Below are 346 nucleotides of genomic sequence, written 5' to 3'. Positions count from 1 at the left end.
GTGTCGAAGGCGCCGTCTGCGGTGACGGTGGCGATGTCCTGGTCGGGCGGGATCTGGTCCAGCAGTTCGGGCAGCATCGGCGCATCGCCGACATCGCCGATCGTGAACTCGGCCGCGCGGATTTCCAGCGTTCGTCGGGGAAACGCCCCACTGGGGCCTTTCCCGATCCTCCTCACTCTCATCGATGCCGATGTGAATCTTGCGCCAGACCCGACGTTTGGCGTCGCCATGCTTGCGGGCGTTCCACTCGCCTTCGCCCTCGACCTTGATCCCAGTGCTGTCGACCAGCAGGTGCAACGGACCGTTCGAACCGCGGTAAGAGATGTTGACCTTCAGGGTCTTCTGA

The 346-nt window shown here is 63.6% G+C and carries 1 pseudogene; it reads right to left on the bottom strand.

Going from position 1 to position 346, the window contains the following annotated elements:
- Window positions 1-346 (bottom strand): annotated as a pseudogene (locus ACTVZP_RS22370) (transposase); the annotation flags it as partial.

It is taken from the genome of Rhodobacter sp. NSM (assembly GCF_052244495.1).
GTDB lineage: Bacteria > Pseudomonadota > Alphaproteobacteria > Rhodobacterales > Rhodobacteraceae > Cereibacter_A.
This window is presented reverse-complemented; position numbering and strand designations above follow the sequence as displayed.